General features: G+C 40.9%; 17 protein-coding genes and 1 other annotated feature. All 17 genes read left to right on the top strand.

Annotation, left to right across the window (positions count from 1 at the left end):
* Window positions 1-141: 141 nt before the first annotated feature.
* Window positions 142-711, top strand: coding sequence for a hypothetical protein (locus EO126_RS08415; RefSeq protein ID WP_006556591.1), 570 nt, complete (start codon window positions 142-144; stop codon window positions 709-711).
* Window positions 712-738: 27 nt separating this feature from the next.
* Window positions 739-1,392: a DsbA family oxidoreductase gene (locus EO126_RS08410; protein ID WP_127008469.1), complete on the top strand. Its 654-nt coding sequence runs from the start codon at window positions 739-741 to the stop codon at window positions 1,390-1,392.
* 37 nt (window positions 1,393-1,429) lie between these two features.
* Window positions 1,430-1,960, top strand: coding sequence for a cysteine hydrolase family protein (locus EO126_RS08405; protein ID WP_127008467.1), 531 nt, complete (start codon window positions 1,430-1,432; stop codon window positions 1,958-1,960).
* Window positions 1,961-2,188: 228 nt separating this feature from the next.
* Window positions 2,189-2,629, top strand: coding sequence for a MarR family winged helix-turn-helix transcriptional regulator (locus EO126_RS08400; protein ID WP_151384937.1), 441 nt, complete (start codon window positions 2,189-2,191; stop codon window positions 2,627-2,629).
* The gene (locus EO126_RS08395) at window positions 2,626-2,952 is read left to right on the top strand and encodes a DMT family transporter (protein WP_127008463.1); all 327 of its coding nucleotides are present in this window, start codon (window positions 2,626-2,628) and stop codon (window positions 2,950-2,952) included. The genes EO126_RS08400 and EO126_RS08395 overlap by 4 nt, the downstream gene beginning before the upstream one ends.
* 480 nt (window positions 2,953-3,432) lie before the next feature.
* Window positions 3,433-3,918: a ferritin gene (locus tag EO126_RS08390; RefSeq protein ID WP_006556596.1), complete on the top strand. Its 486-nt coding sequence runs from the start codon at window positions 3,433-3,435 to the stop codon at window positions 3,916-3,918.
* A gap of 493 nt (window positions 3,919-4,411) precedes the next feature.
* The gene (locus EO126_RS08385) at window positions 4,412-4,891 is read left to right on the top strand and encodes a CtsR family transcriptional regulator (RefSeq protein ID WP_006556597.1); all 480 of its coding nucleotides are present in this window, start codon (window positions 4,412-4,414) and stop codon (window positions 4,889-4,891) included.
* Window positions 4,892-4,897: 6 nt separating this feature from the next.
* Window positions 4,898-5,437 (top strand): UvrB/UvrC motif-containing protein, encoded by a 540-nt coding sequence (locus EO126_RS08380; RefSeq protein ID WP_006556598.1) that lies wholly within the window; start codon window positions 4,898-4,900, stop codon window positions 5,435-5,437.
* A gap of 11 nt (window positions 5,438-5,448) precedes the next feature.
* Window positions 5,449-6,519 carry a protein arginine kinase gene (locus EO126_RS08375; protein WP_127008461.1) on the top strand — a complete coding sequence of 357 codons (1,071 nt, stop codon included), beginning with the start codon at window positions 5,449-5,451 and terminating at the stop codon, window positions 6,517-6,519.
* Window positions 6,520-6,536: 17 nt separating this feature from the next.
* Complete coding sequence (locus tag EO126_RS08370; RefSeq protein ID WP_127008459.1) at window positions 6,537-8,987, top strand: ATP-dependent Clp protease ATP-binding subunit; 2,451 nt, start codon at window positions 6,537-6,539, stop codon at window positions 8,985-8,987.
* 212 nt (window positions 8,988-9,199) lie between these two features.
* Window positions 9,200-10,573 (top strand): DNA repair protein RadA, encoded by a 1,374-nt coding sequence (gene radA / locus EO126_RS08365; protein ID WP_127008457.1) that lies wholly within the window; start codon window positions 9,200-9,202, stop codon window positions 10,571-10,573.
* 85 nt (window positions 10,574-10,658) lie between these two features.
* Window positions 10,659-11,816: a PIN/TRAM domain-containing protein gene (locus EO126_RS08360; RefSeq protein ID WP_006556602.1), complete on the top strand. Its 1,158-nt coding sequence runs from the start codon at window positions 10,659-10,661 to the stop codon at window positions 11,814-11,816.
* Window positions 11,813-12,976, top strand: a complete 1,164-nt coding sequence (ispD, locus tag EO126_RS08355) for a 2-C-methyl-D-erythritol 4-phosphate cytidylyltransferase (protein WP_127008455.1) — start codon at window positions 11,813-11,815, stop codon at window positions 12,974-12,976. Before EO126_RS08360 ends, ispD begins: the two co-directional genes overlap by 4 nt.
* A 59-nt stretch (window positions 12,977-13,035) precedes the next feature.
* Complete coding sequence (gene gltX / locus EO126_RS08350; protein ID WP_127008453.1) at window positions 13,036-14,502, top strand: glutamate--tRNA ligase; 1,467 nt, start codon at window positions 13,036-13,038, stop codon at window positions 14,500-14,502.
* Window positions 14,503-14,613: 111 nt separating this feature from the next.
* Complete coding sequence (gene pepT, locus EO126_RS08345; RefSeq protein ID WP_127008451.1) at window positions 14,614-15,834, top strand: peptidase T; 1,221 nt, start codon at window positions 14,614-14,616, stop codon at window positions 15,832-15,834.
* 127 nt (window positions 15,835-15,961) lie between these two features.
* Window positions 15,962-16,165, top strand: a binding site (T-box leader).
* 49 nt (window positions 16,166-16,214) lie between these two features.
* Window positions 16,215-17,669, top strand: a complete 1,455-nt coding sequence (cysS, locus tag EO126_RS08340; protein ID WP_006556606.1) for a cysteine--tRNA ligase — start codon at window positions 16,215-16,217, stop codon at window positions 17,667-17,669.
* Complete coding sequence (locus EO126_RS08335) at window positions 17,659-18,126, top strand: Mini-ribonuclease 3 (RefSeq protein WP_040771308.1); 468 nt, start codon at window positions 17,659-17,661, stop codon at window positions 18,124-18,126. Before cysS ends, EO126_RS08335 begins: the two co-directional genes overlap by 11 nt.
* Window positions 18,127-18,155: the final 29 nt, after the last annotated feature.

The raw sequence follows: 18,155 nt of genomic DNA, 5'->3' as shown, positions 1-18,155 counted from the left end.
GTTTATGAGAAGGCCTTTTTATTGTTCTTTTTTATAAAAAGAGGGAGTCTTAGTGAAAAGGAATTTTAAAACGCGGTGTAGAAGTAAATAAATAGTATTTTTTATAATGTTTGAATGTTAAATTCTATGGGGTGGACAATTATGAAAAAGCAACTAATATCTATAGTCGTTTGCGGTGCTTTAGTGTGCTCAAGTATTATCGGAACAGTAGAGGGAAAAGTAAGTTCATTGAGTACGATACAAGGACAAGTGAGGGGAACAAGTTCATATAATCAGTTGGTTGATAGCGGTTTAGATCCTTCTGAACTTAAGGTAGCCGGATTACCATTGGGGCTTACCTTGGCTCAGGTTGAAACTAGTTTAGGAAAACCCACAGAAGTTTTAAAAACAAATGGTGGAAATTATATAGTAGGATATCGCTATGGTGGAATTAAGTTTTTACGCTTCAGAGGCGGAGAAAAAATAGGGTTAATTGTTATTACAAATCGAGATGCAGTAACTTCACGTGGAATAGGGGTAGGTGATACCTTAGAGGATGTATATGCAACATATGGACATCCTTTGACTGTAGAAGAAAGAACTGACAGGAATGGTAAATCAATACCGGAATGGTTTTATGGTAAATGTGTATATGGTACAGATATCATGTTGGGGATTATTTTTAAACACGATGGTGAAAAAGTAATAGAAATTAATTATATAGATAATTAACGTGATATAAATAAAAAGGAGATAATTATGGAAATTATATATTGGTCAGATTATGCTTGTCCGTTTTGTTTCATCGGACGCAAACATTTAGAAGCAGCAATTCAGAAGTTAAACGAAGAAAATAATGAAAACATTACGGTAACGATGAAAGCATTTGAGCTTGATCCGAGTGCACCGACTGTTGTTACTCAAACGGCCACCGAACGCTTGGCCTCTAAATACGGTTTAACGTTAGAAGATGCTGCCGACCGAATCAATGGTGTTAATATGATGGGCCAGGCGCTTGGCATAGATTTCAGATATGATAAAGCAAAACCGGGTAATACCTTTGATGCTCATCGCATTACTAAGTTAGCACAAGCAAAAGATTATAAAATCGCGGAGACTTTGACAGAGTTATTGTATAAAGCTTACTTTGTAAAAAGTGAAGTGATATCAGATCATGCGGTGCTGATTGCCAAAGGTAAAGAAGCCGGTTTAGCTGAAGCGGATGTAAAGGTTGTGTTGGATTCCGATATGTATGCCAAGGAAGTACGCGAAGAAGAAGCCTTGGCCGCTCGTTACGGAATTAATTCGGTACCTTTCTTCGTGGTGAATGATAAAGTAGCGTTACCGGGCGCATTACCGATTGCAGAATTTGAAAAAGTATTGCGTGAAATGTTGGTAAAAGAGGCTGAGTAATACGTTAAAAGTTGAGGCAAGCGAGGAGAAGATTATTATGGGCAAAAATGTTTTGATCGTCGTGGATATGCAGAACGATTTTATTTCCGGTTCGTTAGGAACACCGGAGGCACAGGCGATTGTACCAAAAGTAGCAGAAAAAATTGCTCAATTTAATGGGGATATATTTTATACCATGGATACGCATGATGATACGTATTTAAGTGCGCAAGAAGGGCAGAATTTACCGGTTTTGCACTGCCAGGAAGGCACTGAAGGATGGCAATTGGCTCCGGAAATTATAAATGCAGCACCTGTAGATCCTGAAAAGGTATATTGTAAAAATCAATTCGGTTCTGTTGAATTGGCTGAAGATTTACAGTATTTGAATGCGGAAGAGCTTATCGACTCTATTGAACTCGTGGGCCTTTGCACTGATATTTGTGTTGTATCCAATGCAATCTTATTGAAAGCTTTTTTACCGAATGTACCGATTACAGTATGGGGCGATTGCTGTGCCGGTGTTACACCTGTTAAGCATGACGCGGCTTTGGAAACTATGCGCAGCTGTCAGATTATTGTTAAATGAGAGATTTAATATAATGTATTAATACTGTGGTTGTCCGATATAAATACAGTCAAACATCAAAAAATAAAAAAGTCCTAATCCGTACTATAATACAAAATGTAGAAAGTACGAATTAGGACTTTTTGGTTTGTGAAGGATCAATATAAGGATAATAAATTGTAAATCTGCATATAAGATGCTTAGCTTTGATGTATTTAATTGTATATAAACGGAGGTATTACTTTGGATATGATACATAAAGATCAAATTAAGGCGTTAGGTCACTTTTTTGGACAAACAATTATGTTGTATTCCGATTTCGCCAAACAAGAAGGTATCAGCTATAATAAGTCGGCTATTTTAATCAGTATTTTTGATTATGAAGAAGTAACTCAGCGGAAAATTTGTGCGGAGTGGGGATTACCTAAACAAACGGTTTCAACTCTGTGTAAAAGCTTTGAACAAGATGGCTTTATTGCCTATAAAGCCATATCGAATGATAATCGCGAGAAATATTTGGTAATGACGGAAAAGGGGCGAACTGAGTTTCAATCACTAATGAATAAATTAAATGCTGTTGAGTCATATGCTTTTCAAAAAATGGGGAAAGAACAAGTTGAATTAATGTTAAACGGCATGAAACAGTTTTCACAAGCGTTTGCTGAAGGTCTCAAGGAGGTTAATAAATGATTGGTTATGTATTTTTAGGCGCAGCTATTTTACTGGAAATATTTTCAACATCCATGATGAAGTTATCCATGGGTTTTACTAAGCTAATTCCATCCATTGTGGTTGTAGTGGGCATGAGTTCCTCGTTTTATGTATTATCAAAGGCTTTAAATTTGATCCCACTCAGCATTGCTTATGCCATTTGGTCGGGAATCGGGACTGCGTTAACGGCCCTTATCGGTGTATATATTTGGAAAGAAGAACTTTCCATGACAGCCGTAGCCGGTATCGTACTCATTATTATCGGCGTAATATTATTAAACCTAAAAGGTGCAGCCCATTAATTGGTAGATTAAAAGCTTATAATATAATTCTTTGTATTAAGAGCCCCGAGGGGGCTCCTTTTATTTTTTACTAAAAAGAATCTCATTTAAATCTAAAAGTTCACTAAATCTTCATCTTGCTTTAATGTAGCAGGCATAGAGTAATGATTACAGAGGTGTTAAGAGCAACGAAGTAAATAGAACAAATAACAAGGAAGAAGATGATAGAGTAAGGAAACCTTTGTTGATAACGATTGTAGCTGTTTTAGTAATTTAACATATGAATTATTAGAATTATTATATGGTCGCTGTTTGAAAAACAAGGGTAGATTTATGATTATCGATGTGTTATAATGAAGTTGTAAGCGATAATAAATTCTTATAAAGAATTAATCAAGCTTAGTGATGTGAATCACGGCTCCATTACAGCATGTAAATTTCTGCGTGGTGTAACATTAATTAATAAATTAATTGAGAAGAAAGGTTTCAGGTGAATTTACCATGAACAAAAAAATCGCAAAAGCATTAAACGAACAAGTAATTTTTGAATTTAATTCCGCATATTTATATTTAGCATTATCCTTGTCAATGGCTGATGCACGTTTTAAAGGTTTCTCCGCTTGGTTACGTTTGCAGTACCAAGAAGAAATGGATCATGCATTCAAATTTATTGACTATTTAGAAACTCGTAACGAAACAACTACTTTGGGCGACATCAAAGCTCAGGCTGTTGAAGTTAGCGATCCATTGAAAGTTGCTGAAATGGTTTACAACCATGAACAAGTAATTACCGGTAAAATTAACGAAATCTATGCATTAGCTATTAAAGAAGAAGATTATGCAACTGTTAACTTCTTGAATTGGTTCATTAATGAACAGGTTGAAGAAGAAGCCAGCGCTCGTGATTTGGTTGATGAATTCAAATTCGCCGGTGATAGCCGTGCCAGCCAGTTGTTTGTTGACGCTCGTTTGGGTAACCGTCAATAATTATAAGTTCGGTTGTGTCCACAACCTGACTTAGTTTAATATCAACAGTTTCAAACTGATAAAAAAATTACATCAAGCTTAAGTAAGCTTTAAAAAAGACGCTCATTGAGCGTCTTTTTTAGTATATGGATTTTTATATATTATATAAATTGACTTTTAAGAAATTGTTTACAGTTTACTTTAAAACATTATAATCGGTTCATCATAAGAGTGCTTGTGAAGCCCTATAATTACTGAAAAAAATAAAAAGTCAAATTTTTAAAATTTTTTTGACTTTTTAGCTTGACAAAAGTCAAAAAGTCAACTATTATATAGACAAGGTCAAAAGAACAAAAGGTGAAAAGGTTAAAAGATTGAATGAAAAAATACAGCAAGTTGAACTGAAAGTAGACCGTCCGACAATCAATTAAACCGAGCGACCGAATCATAAAAGAACGAAGGTAGTATATGAAACAGAGTGTATTATTAGATATAAAGTTTGGAGAGATGATGTATGGGAATTTTAGCGGATCGAATTGAAAAATTTATATTAGCTAAATTGTTAGAAGAGCAAGCGGACAGAGAAGACGGTATCGTGTTACGTCGTAACGAATTGGCTGATGAGCTCAATTGTGCGCCATCGCAAATCAGTTATGTCTTAAGCACACGTTTTTCAAACGACCGCGGGTTCATCGTAGAATCAAGACGTGGTTTGGGTGGATTCATCAGTATCACACGGATTCCGGTGAAAGCGTTATTGGAAGCATCTAAACAAGAAGAAAAGAAAGAAACAGCCACTGACAAACCATTGACCATGGGTATGATAGATAATTCATTGTTTGAATTGATGCAGCAAAAGTTCTTGCGTAAACGAGAAGCAGCGCTTTTACATGAAGCGTTCGCCATCTTGATGGAAGAACCGGATCGCAAAACGCGTGAAGCAAAAGTTCGTCGGTTGTTTGAACAAGTAGTCTCCATGGTGAAGGAGGTATGATGCGTTATGTTATGTGATAATTGTAAAAAAAATGAAGCCACGGTTCATATGACAAGAGTGGTTAACGGTAAGAAAAGTGAACGTCATTTATGTAGTACCTGTGCTAAACAGCAAGGTGAAGATTTCGGCAGTCAAGGATTTATGAATTTCGGTCCGTCCTTATGGGACAATGACTTTTTCACTAATGATTTCTTTACCAATTCATTGTATCCGGAAAGTTTATTGAATCCTCGTCAAGAAACTCGCTGCAGTCAATGCGGTATGACATTTAGTGATTTTAATCAAACCGGTAAATTCGGTTGTGATCATTGTTATGAAACGTTTGAAGCACAGATTGCACCGCTTGTAAGACGCCTGCAAGGCTCATTAAATTATGAAGGTCGTGTACCGAGTCGCGGCACCGGCGTTTTCAAAACAAAACACCAAATCAAACGGTTACGTCAAGAGCTTGATAAAGCCGTTAAGGCAGAACAGTTTGAAGAAGCCGTTCGTTTGCGTGATGAAATTAAATCGTTGGAACAATCCTTGGGTAATACCGATAAATAGGAGGGACAGTTATGTTAGATAAAATCTTGGATGAACCGCTTAGCGGTTGGCTGAAAAGCAGTGATCCCTTGGGACAGCTAAATTCACATATTGTACTGTCCAGTCGAATTCGTTTGGCTCGTAACTTCAAAGGGTTGCAATTTACTAATCGGAATAACGAAGAGTCGCTGAAAAAGGTCGACACCATGATGCGCGGTGTGCTTGGCACTTTAAAAGCCGCCGATGGTCGCGATTATTCCAATATTAGTTTAGATAAATTATCCGATACGGAACGTGAAATTCTCGTTGAAAAACACTTAATGAGTCCGCAAATGGGACAAAAAGCAATGTATCGCAGCTTAGTTGTTGCCAACGACGCGTCTGTGGCCATTATGGTCAATGAAGAAGATCACATTCGTATCCAGGCCATGGAACCGGGTCTGAGACTGAAAGAAGCATTGGAACATGCACTTTTAATCGATGATGCGATTGAAAGCAAATGTGACTATGCCTTCAGCGAACGGTACGGTTATTTAACAGCTTGTCCGACTAACGTAGGCACGGGGCTTCGTGCATCCGTTATGTTACATTTGCCTGCGCTAGCCATGACAGGTCGAATTAATCGTTTAGTTCGTAATATTACACAGACCGGTTATTCGGTTCGCGGTCTCTATGGTGAAGGTTCACAAGCATTAGGTAATATTTATCAGATTTCCAACCAGGTAACGATGGGGATCAGTGAAGAAGACACAATTAAACAAATTCAAAAAGTAATTGAAAAATTGGTTCAAGAAGAAGTAAAAGCTCGTGAAGCCATAAAAGGTAATGACTTCGAAGCGTTTGAAGACCGTGTATGGCGTGCCTTCGGCACCTTGCAGTATGCACGACGTTTATCCGGTGAAGAAGCGCTGGGCCTTTTGAGTGATGTTCAATTAGGTATGGATATGGGTGTGTTACCGCAACATTCAGCTGATGTATTTAATGAATTAGTGGTAACTACAAGACCTAACTTTTTAAGTAAATATGCAGGGAAAGAATCGATGACAGCTCCCGAACGCGACCGTTATCGCGCAAAAGTTGTTCGTGACAGATTGGCCCGTTAAAGATATGAGGTGATAAAATGTTTGAACGTTTTACAGACGGTGCGCAACGTGCTTTAGGCATTGCGCAGGAAAAAGCTAAGGAGTTTGGCCACGATTACGTGGGCACAGAGCATCTGCTCCTTGGTTTATTGGAAGAAGACAGTGTAGCTTCCAAAGCACTCCATTCCTTGGGTTTGGAAGATGAAGTTACAGAAAAAGCTGTGTTGGATGCGGTGGGGCGCGGTAACAGCCACAGCAATGAATTATATATTACACCGCGTACTAAACGTGTATTGCAATTGGCTGTTGGCATTGCCAACCAAATGCAGCATAACTATGTAGGTGCCGAACACTTATTGCTCGGTATTTTACAAGATGGCGACGGTGTAGCTGTTAATGTTCTTTATAGCATGGGCATTCGCAGTAACGATGTAGTAAAAGCTATCAACAACATTTACGGCTCTGAACAGGGCGGTGCTGAAGGTGCCGGCAATGGTTCCGGTAGTGCCAACGGCAGCAGTAATTTGGGCGATTTAAAAGATTTCGCTACTGATTTAAATGAAGTAGCCAAACAAGGTAAAATTGACCCGGTTATCGGTCGGGACAATGAAATCAATCGTGTTATTCAGATTCTGAGCCGTCGTACGAAAAACAATCCTGTGTTAATCGGCGAACCGGGTGTCGGTAAAACAGCCATTGCCGAAGGTTTGGCACAGCGCATTGTAAGTCAGAATGTACCTGAAATTCTACGCAATAAACGTATTATTTCCTTGAGTTTAACGGCTATGGTTGCCGGTGCTAAATACCGTGGTGAATTCGAAGAACGTCTGAAAAAAGCTATTGATGAAGTACAGAAGCACGATGATATGATTATTTTCATCGATGAACTTCATACTTTAATCGGTGCCGGTGCTTCTGAAGGCTCCATGGATGCAGCCAATATTTTGAAACCTGCTTTGGCCCGTGGTACATTCCAAGTAATCGGTGCTACGACACTTGATGAATATAAGAAACATATTGAAAAAGATGCCGCTTTGGAACGTCGTTTCCAACCTGTGTTGGTAGGTGAACCTAGCGAAGAAGAAGCGTTGGAAATCTTGAAAGGCTTGCGTGACCGCTATGAAGCGTTCCACAAAGCTAAGATTACCGACGAAGCCTTAAAAGCAGCGGTTGAATTATCCAGTCGTTACATTTCGGATCGTTTCTTGCCGGATAAAGCTATCGACGTTATGGATGAAGCAGCATCCAAAGTACGTATGAAAGTATTCACCGCACCACCTGATGTAAAAGATTTGGAAACCCGTCTGGCTGATGTTCGTAAAGAAAAAGAAGCAGCCGTAACCGGACAAAACTACGAAGAAGCGGCTAAACTCCGTGATGAAGAAAAGAAATTGGTTGACGAAATTGAAGCTAAACAAGCGGCTCGCAGCAAGGAAGACGAAGAAAAACTTGTTGTTACCGAAGATGATATTGCGGCTGTCGTTTCTCAATGGAGTGGTGTACCGGTTGCTAAAATTGCTGAAGAAGAATCAGAACGGTTGCTTCGTTTGGAAGACGAACTTCATGAACGGGTTGTTGGCCAGGATGAAGCTGTAGTAGCTGTATCTAAAGCCGTACGTCGTGCTCGTGCGGGCCTTAAAGATCCTAAACGTCCTATCGGTTCGTTCTTATTCTTAGGCCCTACCGGCGTCGGTAAAACCGAATTGGCTCGTGCTTTAGCAGCCAACTTATTCGGTGATGAAAATGCCATGATTCGTCTTGATATGTCCGAATATATGGAAAAACATACCGTGTCCCGTTTAGTTGGGGCGCCTCCGGGCTATGTCGGTTATGATGAAGGCGGTCAGTTGACTGATGCCGTACGTCGTAAACCTTACAGTGTCATCTTGTTTGACGAAGTTGAAAAAGCTCATCCTGACTTCTTCAACATCTTATTGCAGGTATTAGACGACGGTCGTTTGACTGATAACCAAGGTCGTACGGTAGATTTCCGTAATACGGTTATTATCATGACAAGTAACTTAGGTTCCAACTTCTTAAAAGAAGACAGTGCCGCTATGGGCTTCTTAGCTGCTAAGAGCAAAGATGACGCTAAGAAAAACGCAGAAAGCAATTTTGCCGAAGCTAAGAAGAACACCTTGGATGCCGTTAAACGTCATTTCCGTCCTGAGTTCTTGAACCGTATTGATGAAATGGTTGTATTCCATCCATTGACCGGTGAAGATTTGGGTAAAATCGTTAACATCTTGTTGAAAGATGTAACAAAACGTTTGGCTGAACGTGACCTTGCTTTGGAAGTATCTCCTGAAGCTCTTGAAGTATTGGTTAAAGAAGGTTCCGACTTTGCGTATGGTGCTCGTCCGTTAAAACGTGCTATCCAGCGTTTGGTTGAAGACCCTATTTCCGATTTGATCTTAAAGGGTGATGCTCCTGCAGGTTCCGTTATCAAAGCTAATGTGGTGGATGGCGACATCACTATGGTAGTATAATTAACAGGAATTGATTAACAGTTACAGATTTGGTTGATTATTACGCCGATTTTCAATTTTATTCATGAAAAATTACTCCTCTGTTTGAAGGATATTGCACTAAAAATCACGAATACTATTTAAATGGTGTTCGTGATTTTTTTATAATCAATTTATGAAAAAAAGGTTCTCAAATTGAAGTTGATTCACGAGTATATAAAGAAAGGGAATCTATGGCTAAGGTAAAAACTGCGTATTTTTGCAATAATTGCGGAGCGGAATCGGCTCGTTGGCTCGGGAAATGTCCTCAATGCGGTCAGTGGAATACACTGGTTGAAGAAGTGGTGCGCGAGACCAAACAAAAGGGCTCGGTATCCTATGCTCCTGTTGATAAGGCCGCTACCAAGCCGGTAGCATTGGCTGACATAAAAACTGAAGATTCGCCGCGTATATCGACCGGCTATGGTGAAATCGACCGTGTTTTGGGCGGCGGTATTGTGCCGGGCGCGCTTATCTTATTGGGCGGTGATCCGGGGATCGGTAAATCTACGATTTTACTGCAGGTATCGGGACGTATTGCCGATACACATGGTAAAGTGCTGTATGCATCGGGTGAAGAATCGCAGATGCAGTTAAAGCTCAGGGCTGAACGCCTTGGTATTCAAGGCAAAGAGTTGTCGGTTATGGCCGACACTAATTTGGATGCTATTTTGCAAGAAGCAAGTCAACATAAACCGGCTTTGCTTGTCATTGACTCGATTCAGACAATGTTTACGGAGGTACTCGATTCGACGCCGGGCAGTGTAGGCCAAGTTCGTGAGTGTACGGCTCGTTTACTCCGTTTTGCCAAAGAGCAGGGCGTGCCGGTTATTATTATCGGTCATGTAACTAAAGAAGGTAATATTGCGGGACCGCGCATGTTGGAGCACATGGTGGATGTAGTACTCTATTTTGAAGGGGAACGATCTTATCAGTTCCGTATTTTGCGTGGTATTAAAAACCGTTTCGGTTCCACGTCGGAATCCGGGCTCTTTGTTATGGAGGAGGAAGGCCTTGCAGAGCTTATTAATCCATCGGCCACGCTATTGGCGGAGCGGACGGAGGAAGAAACGGGTTCGGCGGTTATGGCCTATTTGGAAGGGATTCGTCCGATTTTGGTCGAAGTGCAAAGCCTTGTGGCTACGACAGCTTTCGGTATGCCCCGGCGTACTTCCATCGGCTATGATTTGAATCGACTTATTATCTTATTGGCCGTGCTTGAGAAACGCTGCAATTTGACTCTTGGCAATAAGGATGTTTACGTTAATGTTATCGGTGGTTTAAAAGTCAATGAACCGGCTTGTGATTTGTCGGTGGCTGTTGCTATTGTATCGAATTTAAAAAATCGTCCTGTGCCGTCCGATATGGTGATTCTGGGTGAAGTTGGTCTGACCGGTAATATTCGCAGCATTCCGCGCATCGAACAACGCATTGCGGAAGCTGCCAAAATGGGCTTTACTCGTTTTGTTGTGCCGGTAGGAAATGCGAAACAGGTGAAGGGGAATCGCAAGGATATTGTAATTCACGGTGTTACAACCGTACAAGAAGCGATGCAACTTGTATTTTGATAGCATTTTTTAATAATGAGTTAATGATTTATTTATAATTTTAATGTACAATAGAGATGTACAAAGGGAAAGGAGGTGAAATGAAATGGTATATAAGATTTTACGTTATGTCATAGCCTTATTGGTTGGGATTATGGGATATATGTTGACAGATACTTTTATGCCGGTTTGGGAGCCGATTATCGATGTGAAATTCTGGACTATGGGTTTCTTCGGTATTTCGGTAATTAAGATTTTAGCCTTAGCTTTAGGCGGGGTTATCGGTGCTTTGATCGGTTTTGTAATTGCTTTACCGATTATCGATCAAGGTTTGAAACTGGCTAAAAATATTGAACGCATTTTATCACGTGTACCTAACCAGGAATTAATGGCCGGCACAGCCGGATTACTTTTTGGACTTATAATAGCAAATCTTATTGGCTTGGCATTTTATCGCGTACCGATTATCGGTTCGTACATTCCTATTATTTTAAGTGCTATCTTCGGTTATATCGGGATGCGTCTTGCATCACGTAAGGGGCCGGAACTCTATGCCAACTGGCTTCAGAGTCGTACAGTAGCAAAAGATAAGAAAAAAGAAGCAACGCCCAAAGAAGTTGAGCAGGTTACAGCTCCGGTTGTGTCTGAATTCGAATCTGTGTCGGTAGCAAAGTTATTGGATACGTCGGTTATTATTGACGGTCGTATCGCTGAATTGTGTGCCACCGGCTTTTTGGATGGGCCTTTGGTTGTGCCTTTATTCGTATTGGAAGAATTACAACATATTTCCGACTCGGCCGATGTGTTAAAACGCAATCGCGGTCGTCGCGGTCTCGACATTTTGCAAAGCATGCAACAAAAAGAGTTAATTGCTATTAAAGTAATCCCCGATGATTTTGAGGATATTGCGGAAGTAGATTCCAAGTTGATGCGTTTGGCTTTGGATAAAAAATGGAAAATTGTAACGAATGATTTTAATTTGAATAAAGTGGCCAGCTTGCAGGGTATTGAAGTCCTCAATTTGAATGATTTGGCGAATGCTTTAAAACCGGCTATGATTCCGGGTGAATGGATTCGTGTTCAAGTTATCAAAGAAGGTAAAGAAGATAATCAGGGTGTGGCTTATTTAGACGATGGTACTATGATTGTTATTGAAAACGGGGCACAGTATGTTGACACGTCGATTGATGTCATGGTTACATCGGTATTGCAGACAAGTGCAGGTCGTATGATTTTTGCACGAGCGAAAGGAACTAAAGAATGATCAGCTGTATTTTATTAGCCGCCGGAGCCGGCAAACGCATGCGCTGTGAAGCTAACAAAATATTTTTGCGCCTCGGCAAATATTCCGTATTGCAGTGGAATTTACACCATTTGGCGTCAGTAGCTGATATTTCTGAAGTAATTATCGTAGCGGCAGCCGGTGAAGAGGACATAGTGACCAAGGAAGTGGCTGACATGGGGGCATTACCTTGGCAGCCGCGCATCGTAACAGGCGGTAAAGAACGGCAAGATTCTGTGCGAGCCGGTACATTGGCTGTCAGTGCAACGACGGAGATTATTTTGGTGCATGACGGGGCCAGACCTATGGCGAAACCGGCCTTGTTCACGGCTGTGGCCGAGGCAGCACAAAAATACGGTGCCGCTGTAGCTGCTGTCCCTGTTATTGATACGATTAAACGGGTGACTGATGATTTATTGGTTACAGAGACATTAAAACGCAGCGAATTATATGCGGTTCAAACACCACAGGGGTTTCAGAAAGACTGGTTGTTGGAAGCTCAAGCTTATGCGGCTGAAACAAACTTTATGGGCACCGATGATGTTTCCTTGGTGGAACATCAAGGTAAGCCGGTTCATATAGTGCTGAGTGACTATATCAACTGTAAACTTACAACCCCTGAGGATATTATAAGAGCTAAACAATATTTAGGAGTGACAGAACCTATGATGCGAGTAGGATTCGGGTATGATGTGCATCGTTTTAAAACAGGAAGACCTTGTATTTTGGGCGGTGTGCAAATTGAAAGCGAATTCGGCCCGGATGGCCATAGTGATGCGGATGTATTGATTCATGCATTGATGGATGCCTTATTGGGAGCGGCCGGTTTACCGGATATCGGTTACTGGTTTCCGCCGGAAGATGATGCGTTCAAAGGTATTTCAAGTATGGAATTATTACGTCAAGTTATGAAACTACTACACGAAAAAGGATTTAAGGCGTATAATGTAGATGTTATGGTCATTGCGGAAGCACCTAAATTAAAGCCGCATATCGGGGCTATGAAAAGAAATCTGTCCGATGCCTTAGGCATTGGTGAAGATTTTATCAGTGTAAAAGCGACGACCCATGAAAAGATGGGGGCGTTCGGTCGCATGGAAGGCTTGGCAGCACAGGCTGTAGTGAGCTTGTACCAAGCGTAATCGTCAGCGAATGGCAACCATAAAATAAAATGTATTTTTGTAAAGGAGCGGATATAAACATGGCAAAGATGAAGGTACGATTTGCACCGAGTCCAACAGGGCCTTTCCACATCGGTGGTGCTCGTTCAGCCCTTTTCAACTGGCTATTGGCACGTAAAGAAGGAGGCACATTCCTTCTGCGTATTGAAGATACAGACTTAGCGCGTTCTACGCGTGAAAGCGAAGAGAATATTAAAGCCGCTCTTAAATGGCTTGGCATGGATTGGGATGAAGGTATTGACGTAGGCGGCGAAAATGGACCATATCGTCAGACGGAACGTCTTGATATTTATAATGAAGTGACGCAGCGTTTATTGGATGAAGATAAGGCGTATCGTTGTTACTGTACCGAAGAAGAATTGGAAGCAGTTCGTCAGGAACAGTTAGAACGTGGTGAAACACCTAAATACAATGGTCATTGCAGTCATTTAACCGAAGAACAAATCGCTGAATATGAAAAAGAAGGTCGTAAACATACTGTTCGTTTGCGTGTACCTTTGAATCAGACCATTGCGTTTGATGATATGGTTCGCGGTCACGTATCCTTTGAATCTAACGGTGTAGGCGATTTCGTTATTGTTAAATCCGACGGAATTCCTGTTTATAACTATGCGGTAGTTATTGACGACCATACCATGGAAGTAACGCATGTTATCCGTGCGGAAGAACATCTTTCCAATACACCGCGTCAGATTGCGATTTACAATGCTTTGGGTTGGGAAGTACCGACATTTGGTCATATTTCCTTAATCCTCGGTAAAGATTACAAGAAGATGAGTAAACGTCACGGTGCTACTTCCGTTGATCAGTATCGTCAGCTCGGTTACTTGCCGGAAGCTATCGACAACTTCTTAGCCTTGCTCGGTTGGGCTCCGGACGGCGAACAGGAATTGTTTACTCAGGAAGAATTGATTCAGAACTTCTCCATGGACCGCGTAGCGAAGAATCCGGCCGTTTTCGATATCGATAAATTGAATTGGATTAATTTCAACTACATGAAGAATTTATCCGATGAAGAATTATACGAATTATGCTTACCGCATTTGCAGGAAGCCGGTTATGCTTCGGCAAACCCTGATGAAGTGGAAAAAGCAAAACTCATCATGCTTTGCGTATGTTTAAAAGATCATATCAGCTTCGGTGCTCAGATTAAAGAAGAAGCTAAATTGATTTTTGAAGATATGGAAGCTCCGGACGCTGAACACGCCGAAGAAATTAAAGCTGTGTTGGCTGAAGAAACTTGTCCGATCGTACTCAATGCATTCCGTGCAGCAGTAGCCGATTTGGACGAAATTACGCCGGACCTAGTGAAAGCTACTATCAAAGGTATTATGAAAGCAACCAAATTGAAAGGGAAATTCGTATTTATGCCGATCCGTATTGCTACGACCGGTCAAATGCACGGCCCTGATTTGAATTACATCATTACCTTGTTCGGTAAAGAAAAGACGTTGGCACGCCTTGATGCGGCTATCAGTCAGTTATAATTGATTATTTTTTGTAGGTTACATCCTTTATTGACGGTCAATTTTTGAGTACGGGAGGTTTCCTCCTGTACTCTTTTTTATATTCTTTCTTTTTTAAAAGGAGGCTATAATATGGAATCTATGGTTGAACGTTTTTTGCGGTACACTAAAACAAACACGCGCTCTGATGAAGCGGCTACTTCAGTACCGAGTACTCAAACTCAGGTTGAGTTTGCCAAAGTATTGAAAGCTGATTTGGAAGCACTGGGCTTAAGTGATGTGAAAATCAACGAAAAGAACGGGTTTGTAATTGGTGCTTTACCGGCTAATACTAACGACCAGGTACCGGGCATCGGCTTTATTGCTCATATGGACACTGCCGATTACAATGCGGAAAATATTACGCCGCGTATTATCAAAGACTATGATGGGCAAGATATTTTGTTGAATGACGCAAAAGGAATCTATAGCCGTGTAGCTGATTTTCCTAATTTAGCCAATTATAAAGGTCAAACTTTAATTGTTACTGACGGTACAACTCTTCTTGGCGGTGACGACAAAGCCGGTATCGTTGAAATCATGGAAGCTTTACGTTATGTAAAAGAAAATCCGGACATTAAACATGGTCTTATTATGTGTGCTTTCGGACCCGACGAAGAAATCGGTTGCGGCGCCGACTTATTTGATGTGAAAGACTTCCCGGTAGATTTTGCCTATACTATTGACGGCACACGCCTCGGCGAATTGGAATACGAAACATTTAATGCGGCTTCTGCCACTGTAGAATTACACGGTGTATCCGTTCATCCCGGTTCGGCTAAAAATACAATGATTAACTGCAATAAATTGGCCATGGAATTTGACCGCTTATTGCCTCAAGCTGCCGTACCTGAATTGACGGAAGATCATGAAGGTTTTATCATGCTTTCCAGCAATGAAACGGGTGTTGAATCAGGCACTATGAAATACATCATTCGTGATCATGACCGCTCCTTCTTTGAAGCAAAAAAACAATTGTTTGTATTGGCAGCCAAAGTATTAAATGAACGTTATGGCCGTGAAGTGGTAACATTGACCGTTAAAGATCAATATTACAATATGTACGATATCATTAAAGATCACATGGATTGCGTCGAAGTAGCCAAAGCCGCTATGGAAAAAGCCGGTGTTAAACCGCTTATCCAGCCGATTCGCGGCGGTACTGACGGGTCTAAGATTTCCTTCATGGGTATTCCTACACCTAATTTGTTTACCGGTGTAGAAAATCTTCACGGACCTCATGAATTTGCCTGTGTTGAACACATGGAATTAGCTGTTAAGACAATTGTTAATATTGCTACAGCCGGAAAATAAAACAGGATAAAAAATCACTTGCACACTATTTAATTTTAGCCGTATAATTTGTATAGAATTAGTAGGGATACATTGACTTTATAAGGGTTTCGTGATATCATATTCAATATATCGAATAAAATTGTTATGAAAGACGATGAACGAAAGAAGTACTTTGTGTCTAACTTTACAGCGAGAACTAACTGGTGGAAGGGTTTAAGTATAGCCAAGGGAAATGCATTCGGGAGTTAACAGGCTGAATAGAGTAGGTTTGTTCGGATACGCCCGTTATGCGTTTGAGAGAGTGCTATCAGTACTTAACAGAGTGGAACCGCGGGCCACCGTCTCTGTAATGAGATGGTGGCTTTTTATATTTTTACGGAAGAGAGGCATCGGTAGCGATGAGAGAAATTAAAGTATACAATACGATGACAAGAGAAAAAGAAGTATTTAAGCCGGTAAAGGAGGGTGAAGCAAAGATTTACGTATGTGGCGTAACACCATACAACCATCCTCATATCGGTAATGCTCGTCCTTTTGTTACTTGGGATGTAATTCGTCGCTATTTGACGCATGTCGGTTATAAAGTGACGTATGTGCAGAACTTTACCGACGTTGATGACAAAATTATCAACACCTCCAATGGCGAAGGTGTTTCTTGGGATACGATTGCAAATCGTTATATCGATTCCTATTTTGAAGTTATGGATGCTCTTCATGTACGTCATGCCGATGTATATCCGCGCGTATCCGAACACATTGATGAAATCATTGCTATGATTTCCACTTTGATTGAAAAAGGCTTTGCCTACGAATTAGACGGCGATGTATATTACAGCGTTGAAAAATTTGAAGACTACGGTAAATTATCCGGTCGTACATTGGATGATATGGAAGCGGGTGCTCGTGTTGACGTGGATGATCGTAAACAAAATCCGATGGACTTTGCACTTTGGAAAAGTGCTAAACCGGGTGAACCATACTGGGAAAGCCCATGGGGTAACGGTCGTCCGGGCTGGCACATCGAATGTTCCACAATGAGTAATAAATACTTGGGTGAAGAATTTGATTTCCATGGCGGCGGCAGTGACTTGATTTTCCCTCACCATGAAAACGAAATTGCTCAGTCCGAAGGATGCACCGGTCATCATCCGTCCGTGCGTTACTGGTTGCACAATGGTTTCATCACCATTAACCAGGAAAAAATGAGTAAATCCTTGAATAATTTCTTCTTGGTTAAAGATATCTTGAAAGAATACAGTCCTGATGCGCTTCGTTATTTCTTGATGAGCACTCATTATCGCAGTCCGCTTGATTTCAGCGATGAACGTTTGGAAGAAGCGAATAAATCATTGGAACGCATGACAACAGCTATCCAGAACCTTTTATACTTGGAAAACCAAGAAGAAGGTGAATGTGATGAAGAAGCAAAAGCATTACTGGACAACGCTCGTAAATATGCGGAAGAATTTGAAGAAGCTATGTCCGATGATTTCAATACAGCTTTAGCCGGTGCACCTATGTTCGGCTTAGCTAAAGAAATCAACATCTACTATCAGGCTGTTCAGAACTGCAATGGTAAAGTTTGCCATGAAACATTGGCTGAAGTAAGAAACATCTTCAAGATGATGACAGATATTATTGGCATTTTGGAACAGGCTTGGGAAGGTCCTCAAAGCGGTGCCGGTGCTGAAGAATACGAAAAATTAATGCAGGTAATTTTAAACGTTCGTCAGAATGCCCGTGAACAAAAACTTTGGGATTTGGCAGATGCCATTCGTGATGAATTGGGCAACATCGGTATCGTAATTGAAGATTCGCCGCAAGGGGCACGGTGGAAAAAACGTGAACTTTAAGCGCTATCAATTTTTACGAGCCACGGCTATTGAAAAATTAAAAGCAACAACTACGCATGAGGGAATAATACCGGCGGAAGCTGAGGATTCCCTCATGCTTGCCTATATAGGCGATGCCGTATATTCCTTGTATATTCGTGAACGTATGACTGAAGCGGGTATTACGAAGGTTCAAGTGTTACATAATCTGGTAACTGAATGTATTTGTGCCAAGGCTCAATCAAAAGTCCTTCATGCTTGGGAAACGACGGAATATTTGACCGAGATGGAAAAACAAGTAGCCAAACGGGCTCGCAACAGTAATGTACATGTACCGAAGAGTGCAACGGTACAGGAATATCGTGCCAGCACGGCTTTTGAAGCCGTATTGGGCTATTTATATCGATCCGGACAGGCCGAACGGTTGCAAATATTGATGAAAGATGCTTTTCACTATACTTTGGACAGTATGGGTTAGTTGAGTTATGATAAAGTAAAGGAGACAGA

This window comes from Veillonella seminalis (assembly GCF_003992065.1).
GTDB lineage: Bacteria > Bacillota > Negativicutes > Veillonellales > Veillonellaceae > Veillonella_A > Veillonella_A seminalis.
Note: the sequence above shows the minus strand (reverse complement) of the source record. Positions and strands in the feature narration are given on the sequence as shown.

Coding starts and splice junctions, on each gene's coding strand:
- EO126_RS08375 (WP_127008461.1), top strand. CDS start 5,449: ATGTTAGATAAAATCTTGGATGAACCGCTTAGCGGTTGGCTGAAAAGC.
- EO126_RS08380 (WP_006556598.1), top strand. CDS start 4,898: ATGTTATGTGATAATTGTAAAAAAAATGAAGCCACGGTTCATATGACA.
- EO126_RS08390 (WP_006556596.1), top strand. CDS start 3,433: ATGAACAAAAAAATCGCAAAAGCATTAAACGAACAAGTAATTTTTGAA.
- pepT (WP_127008451.1), top strand. CDS start 14,614: ATGGAATCTATGGTTGAACGTTTTTTGCGGTACACTAAAACAAACACG.
- EO126_RS08415 (WP_006556591.1), top strand. CDS start 142: ATGAAAAAGCAACTAATATCTATAGTCGTTTGCGGTGCTTTAGTGTGC.
- radA (WP_127008457.1), top strand. CDS start 9,200: ATGGCTAAGGTAAAAACTGCGTATTTTTGCAATAATTGCGGAGCGGAA.
- cysS (WP_006556606.1), top strand. CDS start 16,215: ATGAGAGAAATTAAAGTATACAATACGATGACAAGAGAAAAAGAAGTA.
- ispD (WP_127008455.1), top strand. CDS start 11,813: ATGATCAGCTGTATTTTATTAGCCGCCGGAGCCGGCAAACGCATGCGC.
- EO126_RS08395 (WP_127008463.1), top strand. CDS start 2,626: ATGATTGGTTATGTATTTTTAGGCGCAGCTATTTTACTGGAAATATTT.
- EO126_RS08370 (WP_127008459.1), top strand. CDS start 6,537: ATGTTTGAACGTTTTACAGACGGTGCGCAACGTGCTTTAGGCATTGCG.
- gltX (WP_127008453.1), top strand. CDS start 13,036: ATGGCAAAGATGAAGGTACGATTTGCACCGAGTCCAACAGGGCCTTTC.
- EO126_RS08360 (WP_006556602.1), top strand. CDS start 10,659: ATGGTATATAAGATTTTACGTTATGTCATAGCCTTATTGGTTGGGATT.
- EO126_RS08410 (WP_127008469.1), top strand. CDS start 739: ATGGAAATTATATATTGGTCAGATTATGCTTGTCCGTTTTGTTTCATC.
- EO126_RS08405 (WP_127008467.1), top strand. CDS start 1,430: ATGGGCAAAAATGTTTTGATCGTCGTGGATATGCAGAACGATTTTATT.
- EO126_RS08400 (WP_151384937.1), top strand. CDS start 2,189: ATGATACATAAAGATCAAATTAAGGCGTTAGGTCACTTTTTTGGACAA.
- EO126_RS08385 (WP_006556597.1), top strand. CDS start 4,412: ATGGGAATTTTAGCGGATCGAATTGAAAAATTTATATTAGCTAAATTG.